We start from the raw sequence: 6,916 nt of genomic DNA, 5'->3' as shown, positions 1-6,916 counted from the left end.
CAAAAAACCAGAGAAGCTAGCCTCTCTGGTTTAAATAATATTTTTTAAATCTGTCAACCTATTTTAGGACGACTCAATTATTATTTAAAAAAGGTGACCGTTACAAAAAACGTGTGTCCTATAGGTATAAAAAGATAGATTTCGGGGGACTTCTATCTAATAAGGTTAAAGGTAAAATCCTTTAAAATTAAAAAGGCTACCATATTATGGTAGCCTTTTGTTTTTATTAGTTTTTATGTTTTTATTCAAATGCTAAATGAAGAAAAACTCCTCTTGTACCTAAAAAATCAATAGGGTCGGTCCATTGACTAGGACTGGAATTATCATATTTTAATTCATTATTAATGGCAAATACACCACGTATTGAAGGAGAAAGTTTGAAGTAATTTAAATATAAGTCTACACCAATTCCTATCTCATACATAAAGTTACTGGTTTTTGTTCTGAACTTTCCGGCAAAATTATCGTCACTACTACTTTCGTTACTTGAAAAGTTGTAATCATATGAAACACCTCCTAAAATATAAGGCCTAACATTATTAATTCTGTTTGTACTAGCTTTTAAGATAATTGGTAAGTGTAGAAAAGTAGCCCCAACCTCTCTAGTTTTTATAGTTTCATTTGAACCGGAAATATGATTAAAAACTAAAGTTTTGGTATTAGACATGAGTCCTGGCTCAAAACGCAAGTTAAGATTATTGTGTAATCTTAAATCGGCAATCAATCCTACATTAAAACCAATAGAAGATGTAACTTCAATATCAGGTTTATCAACAAAACTAGGCTTATAAGAAACTTTATATCCATTATTATTCATTCCTAAATAAAAACCATAATGAAATAGAGGTTTATCAAAATTAGGAAGTTTTAATACTTTTTCTCTTTGTCCGAAAGTAACGGCAAAGCAACCTAAAAGTAACGAGAGTACTAAAAATTTTCTTAACATAATTATTTAAAAGCTGTGTAAATTGAGGCAACTCCAAAAGTTACGGGTAAATTCTTTGCATTCTTAAACCCGTTTTTTTGCAAAATATTGTTGAAAGCTTCTCCAAAAGGAAAAGAATTTGCACTTTCTGATAAATAGGAGTAGGCAACCTTATCTTTTGAAAAGATTTTACCTATAACAGGGAGTATGAAGTTTGTGTAAAATTTATAACCTTGTTTAAAAGGAAATTTAGTTGGATTTGAGGTTTCTAAAACTACAAATTTACCTCCGGGTTTTAAAACTCTAAGTATTTCTGTTAATCCTTTATCTAAATCTTCAAAATTTCTAACTCCAAAAGAAACGGTTATGGCATCAAAAGTATTATCAGGAAAAGGAATGTTTTCACTATCACCCACTACCATTTCTATTTTATCGGTCAAGTTAGCTTTTGAAACTTTTTGTTTACCAACAGCTAACATACCTTCTGAAATATCTAATCCTACAATGCGATCCGGTTGTAAAGAAGCCATCATTAAAGCTAAATCACCTGTTCCTGTGGCTATATCTAATATTTGTTTAGGGTTGTTTTTTCCTACTAATTTTACCACTTTTTTTCTCCAGCTAACATCAATTCCTAAAGAGATAACACGGTTTAATCCGTCATAATCTTCAGAAATATTGTTAAACATTTGAGCTACTTGTTCTTTTTTACCTAATTCTGAGTTTTTATAAGGCTTAATTTGTTCAGACATAAATTGATATTGTTATCCGTTAATAGCTACTACTTCGTTTACTTGGTTAGGTAACATTTCTTTTAACATGGTTTCAATACCATTTTTTAGAGTAATGGTTGATGAAGGGCATCCACTACATGCACCTTGTAAGATAACATTTACTCTTTTGGTAGTTTCATCATATGATTGAAATGCAATATTTCCACCATCTGAAGCAACAGCCGGCTTTATGTATTCGTCTAAAATATCAACTATTTTAGCTTCGGTTTCAGATAAGTTTTCTTTAGGAACTTCTACATTTTGTTTTGTTTGCTGCTTAGGAAGTTCAGAAATAATTGTTTTACCTTCCTGTAAATAGTTTCGGATGAATGTTCTTATTTCTTGATAAACTTCATTCCATTCAATCATATCATATTTCATGATAGAAATGTAGTTTTCAGAAAGGAAAACTTCTTTAACAAACGGAAAAGTAAATAAAGCCTGAGCTAGTGGTGATGACTTGCTGGCTTCTTCAATATTTTTAAACTCAACATCGGTTTGTGTTAATGCTTTATTAGTGCCAAATTTCATTACACTTGGATTTGGTGTAACTTCAGCATATACTTCAATTGCATCTTTTTTTGTAGTCTCTTCTTTAATTATTGTGTTACCTTGTTGAAGATAGTTTTCGATTTGTTCTTTAACTTCTTCGGCAACGTCATCCCATTGTACAATATCATATCGTTGTACAGCGATAAAGTTTGCAGTAACAAATACTTTTTTTACAAAAGGAAGGTAAAAAAGTTGTTGAGCAAGAGGTGAGTTTTTTGCTTGGTCGATATTGTCAAACTCATAACTACCTCCGTTAATTAAAATGGTATTACTAACAAATTTAATAATGGTTTCATTGCTAGTTTCTTGTATATTTATTTTTATTGAATCCATGTCCTTATAAATGAAAAGCAAAATTACATTAAAAAACTGAGAAATATATATAACAAATAGCCTTGTTAACTAACAAGGCTATTTATATGTTTTATCTATTATAATCAATTATAAGCTAATGGTAACAGTACCGGAAATTCTGGAAGTACTATTGTTTAGATTGATATCACCAAGATTGTATAAGGTTTCAAATTCTTGGTTTTCAGTTTTTCTATAAGATAAATCTATTTTTATATTACCAAAATTATATCCTAAACCAGCAGAAAAACCTCGTACATTATCTTTATTTGTATTACCTCCTAAGGCGCTTAATAAATTAGGATTCTTTTCATAGTGATATCCACCTCTTATACTCATCCTGTCAAAACGCCATTCAGTACCAAGATTAAAAGTATGAGTACTTCTGTATTGAGAAGCAAAGTTTTGATTGGCACTGATGAAGGTTGTATTGTTTTCTCTGTATTTCATGTTTGGATAATCTTTGTAAGTATAATCAAAGCTTATCAACCCTTGTTTTCCAAAAATATAAGCTCCACTGGCAGTAATTCTGCTATTAGATCTAAATCTGTATAAGTACCCTTCACGAATAATATCTGTATCTCCAGCGATATTAAGAGCCGGAACATCTGAAAGAGTCAGTTCATTTTTATAATCTTCAACAATTTCAGTATACCATGTTGGGGTTTCGTAAGCTAAACCTAATCGTACATTTTGATTTAATTTATAAATAAACCCTAAGCTAAAGGAGAAACCATTTCCTTGAATATAAGAATCAATAAGGTTGTTAGCTGTTAATATATTACCGTTAGCATCGTCATTCACTTCTTTTAAAACGGCAATCCTGTTAAAATCAATATTATGGAAATTAAGAGCTCCTCCCAAAAAAAGTTTGTTTTGATGAACCGATGAAAATCCAATGTTAAATACGCTTGAACTTCCTAGTTTTTCAACTGAAAACTTTTGTTCTACAGAACCATCAAATTGATTTTTTGGTGTCCGAGGATCGTTAAAATGTTCTGTGTTAAATAAGTATCCGCTATTTCCTTGAACACTATAAAACGAGTTATAGTCACTTTTAATTCTATAGTTGAAAGAAAGTGCAAATTTATTCCAATCAGTATCATTTGTATCAAAAATTAAAATACCACCGGCTTGAGAAAGATTAAAATAATCGTTTTGAGAACCAGAAGTATTACCGTAATAAAAAGCGGAATAATCTGTATTTCTGTTGCTTAAAGTGGCAGATGCACTACTTACTATAGCAACGGCACTACCTGCAGGGTTAATGCCAGAAGATGAAATATCTCCACCTAAGGCACCAAAAGCTCCACTCATAGCTTCAAATCTAGCAGTTCCGTAATTATCATCTTTAGAAAATAAAATACCTAAATCATTATAATCTAATGATTGAGAAAAGGCACCAAAAGTTGAGGTGATTGATATTGCTAGTATTAAATTTTTTTTCATAATCTATTATTATACTTTTTTGATATAAAGTTACCTTCTGCTTCTACTACTTGTTGTTCCACTACTTCTTGAGCTAGATGAAGAACTTCTGCTAGGTGTATAGCTTCTTGAAGAACTACTTGATCTGGATGGAGTGTAACTTCTGTTTGATCTATTAGAGGAACTTCTGTTATAATTTCTATCAGAGCTTCTTGATCTTGATGGATTATAGCTTCTGGAAGAATTGCTATTGTTTCTTCTGTTATAGCTTTTTGAATCTCTTGAAGGCTTAACTCCTCCGGTAGAGTAGTTTCTGGTTCGGGTTTTTGTACCTCTTATAGATCTGGTAGGTTTATGCCCGCCGGTTTGATAGTCTCGGGTAGTTCTTGTTCTACTGTTACTTCTAATATATCGGTCATTATCTCTAGAGTTTCTGTATACATTTGAAGAACGTCTTGAAGATGTAGCTCTTGGCGTATAGTTTCTTGTAGAATTATAATTTCTTCGGGAAGCTACTGCTCTATATGGGTTAGCGCCTCGTCTGTAATATGAATTATTATAATATCCATAATAAGAATAAGGTCTGTGATAGCTATAACCATATCTGTAATACGGAGAGTAGTAGAAGTTGTTGTAATTATTCCAACCCCAACCCCAATTATTTCCATAAAAGCCACCATACCAATAACGATTTCTCCACCATCCATAATTATAACGCCACCAAGGATAATTGTAACCATAATAACCATTCCATCCCCAGTTATTGTAGTAGCCCCAATAAGGTGAAGTGTTAATATTAATAACTACATCATTACTATTAGAATTATAGCCCCAAGGTGCATTTGAATTGTAAGCAATTCTAGTGTCAGGTTCCTCCTCTGTAATATCATCCTCAACCTCAAATTCAGAATCTTCAGACTTATAATTTTCAATGTCAGTAAAAATATCTGTACCATTTAAAACACCTAAGCGTTCAACTTCTTTGGTGAAATAATTTTCTTCATAATCGTCATAGGTCTCTTGATCTGCAACAATTACTCTTCTTTGTTCTGTTTCAATGGGTTCATCATTGTAAACACCATCATCGCTACTGGCAACGGTTTGCATTGTTCCGCACGAAGTAAGGGTAGCCGCCACTACTAGTAGGACTAAGTATGGGTAAATGTTGATTTTGGTGTATTTTAGTTTCATGTCTGACAGATTTAAGTTAGAACGATTCATTTTCTTTTAACCTTTTAACGCAAAAAACTATTTTTTGTTGGGCTTGTTGCCTTTTTAGTGTAGTTTTGCAGGTACAATTTACGCATAAAAAATAACAATTTTTATGCCAAACTTTTGATTATGAGTAAACATTTAACAAAAAGAGCAGAAGATTATTCTAAATGGTATAATGAGTTGATTGTTAAGGCAGATTTGGCTGAAACATCGGCTGTTAGAGGATGTATGGTAATTAAGCCTTACGGTTTTGCAATTTGGGAAAAAATGCAAGCAGAATTAGATAGAATGTTTAAAGAAACAGGACATCAAAATGCTTATTTCCCGCTTTTTGTTCCCAAAAGTTTGTTTGAAGCTGAAGAGAAAAATGCTGAAGGATTTGCTAAAGAATGTGCAGTAGTTACTCATTATCGTTTGCAAGCTGATCCGGACAGAGAAGGGAAATTACGTGTTGATCCTGAGGCTAAATTAGAAGAAGAATTAGTGGTAAGACCAACATCTGAAGCTATTATATGGAATACATACAAAGGATGGATTCAATCACATAGAGATTTACCTTTATTAATAAATCAATGGGCAAATGTAGTGCGTTGGGAAATGCGTACACGTTTATTTTTACGTACGGCTGAGTTTTTATGGCAAGAAGGACATACAGCTCATGCTACAAAAAATGAAGCGGTATTTGAAGCTAAACAAATGCAAGAAGTGTATGCAACTTTTGCTGAAAACTTTATGGCAATGCCAGTTGTAAGAGGAGAAAAGTCAGAAACCGAGCGTTTTGCCGGAGCTGATGCTACTTATACTATTGAAGCTTTAATGCAAGACGGTAAAGCTTTGCAGGCAGGAACATCACATTTTTTAGGACAAAATTTTGCTAAAGCATTTGATGTTAAATATACGTCTAAAGAAGGCAAACAAGAGTATGTATGGGCAACCTCATGGGGAGTTTCTACTCGTTTAATAGGTGGTTTAATTATGACGCATTCAGATGATGCCGGATTAGTATTGCCGCCAAAGTTAGCGCCAATTCAAGTTGTTATTGTTCCTATATATAAAGGTGAAGAGCAGTTGAATGCGATTTCAGAGAAGGTAGAGGTATTAGTAAAAGAGTTTAAGGCTCAGGGCATATCTGTTAAATTTGATGATAGAGATACTTTAAGACCTGGGGCAAAGTTTGCAGAATATGAATTGAAAGGAGTGCCTGTTCGAATTGCAATAGGAAACCGTGATTTAGAGAATGGAACTGCTGAAGTAGCAAGAAGAGATACTTTTGAGAAACAAACTGTTGAACAAAGTACTATTGTAGATTATGTAAAAGACATGCTACATAATATTCAAGAAGAATTATACAATAAAGCATTAAATTACAGGAATACTCATATTACAGATGTTAATTCATTTGATGAGTTTAAAGAGGTAATTGAGAAAAAAGGAGGTTTTGTATCAGCTCATTGGGATGGTACTGCTGAAACAGAAGAAAAAATAAAAGAATTAACCAAAGCAACTATACGTTGTATACCTAACGATGTTAAAGAAGAAGAGGGCGTATGTGTGTTTTCTGGTAAGCTTTCTTCAAGAAAAGTATTGTTCGCAAAAGCGTACTAAAAAAAATAAAAAAAGTTTTGGTGTAATTTAAAATAGTTTCTATATTTGCACCCGCAATCGGAAATTA

General features: G+C 32.4%; 6 protein-coding genes. 1 reads left to right on the top strand and 5 read right to left on the bottom strand.

What is annotated here, in order from left to right; all coding sequences use genetic code 11:
• Window positions 1-241 precede the first annotated feature (241 nt).
• The 5 genes from ACQY1Q_RS12750 to ACQY1Q_RS12730 all read right to left on the bottom strand — a co-directional run bounded on the left by ACQY1Q_RS12750 (window position 242) and on the right by ACQY1Q_RS12730 (window position 5,250).
• Window positions 242-946 carry a porin family protein gene (locus ACQY1Q_RS12750; protein WP_431005704.1) on the bottom strand — a complete coding sequence of 235 codons (705 nt, stop codon included), beginning with the start codon at window positions 944-946 and terminating at the stop codon, window positions 242-244.
• Between the two features lie 2 nt (window positions 947-948).
• Window positions 949-1,677 (bottom strand): bifunctional demethylmenaquinone methyltransferase/2-methoxy-6-polyprenyl-1,4-benzoquinol methylase UbiE, encoded by a 729-nt coding sequence (gene ubiE, locus ACQY1Q_RS12745; protein ID WP_431005703.1) that lies wholly within the window; start codon window positions 1,675-1,677, stop codon window positions 949-951.
• Between the two features lie 12 nt (window positions 1,678-1,689).
• Window positions 1,690-2,583 (bottom strand): NifU family protein, encoded by an 894-nt coding sequence (locus ACQY1Q_RS12740; RefSeq protein ID WP_431005702.1) that lies wholly within the window; start codon window positions 2,581-2,583, stop codon window positions 1,690-1,692.
• A 108-nt stretch (window positions 2,584-2,691) separates the two neighbouring features.
• Window positions 2,692-4,050, bottom strand: coding sequence for an OmpP1/FadL family transporter (locus tag ACQY1Q_RS12735; protein ID WP_431005701.1), 1,359 nt, complete (start codon window positions 4,048-4,050; stop codon window positions 2,692-2,694).
• Window positions 4,051-4,080: 30 nt separating this feature from the next.
• The gene (locus tag ACQY1Q_RS12730) at window positions 4,081-5,250 is read right to left on the bottom strand and encodes a hypothetical protein (RefSeq protein ID WP_431005700.1); all 1,170 of its coding nucleotides are present in this window, start codon (window positions 5,248-5,250) and stop codon (window positions 4,081-4,083) included.
• Between the two features lie 120 nt (window positions 5,251-5,370).
• Between ACQY1Q_RS12730 and proS the strand changes: the two genes are divergently transcribed.
• Window positions 5,371-6,849, top strand: coding sequence for a proline--tRNA ligase (gene proS, locus ACQY1Q_RS12725; protein ID WP_431005699.1), 1,479 nt, complete (start codon window positions 5,371-5,373; stop codon window positions 6,847-6,849).
• The last annotated feature ends 67 nt before the right edge of the window (window positions 6,850-6,916 follow it).

This window comes from Tenacibaculum sp. TC6 (assembly GCF_050606265.1).
Lineage (GTDB): Bacteria > Bacteroidota > Bacteroidia > Flavobacteriales > Flavobacteriaceae > Polaribacter.
The sequence above is the reverse complement of the archived record's forward strand: the minus strand, read 5'-3'. Positions and strand labels throughout refer to the sequence as shown.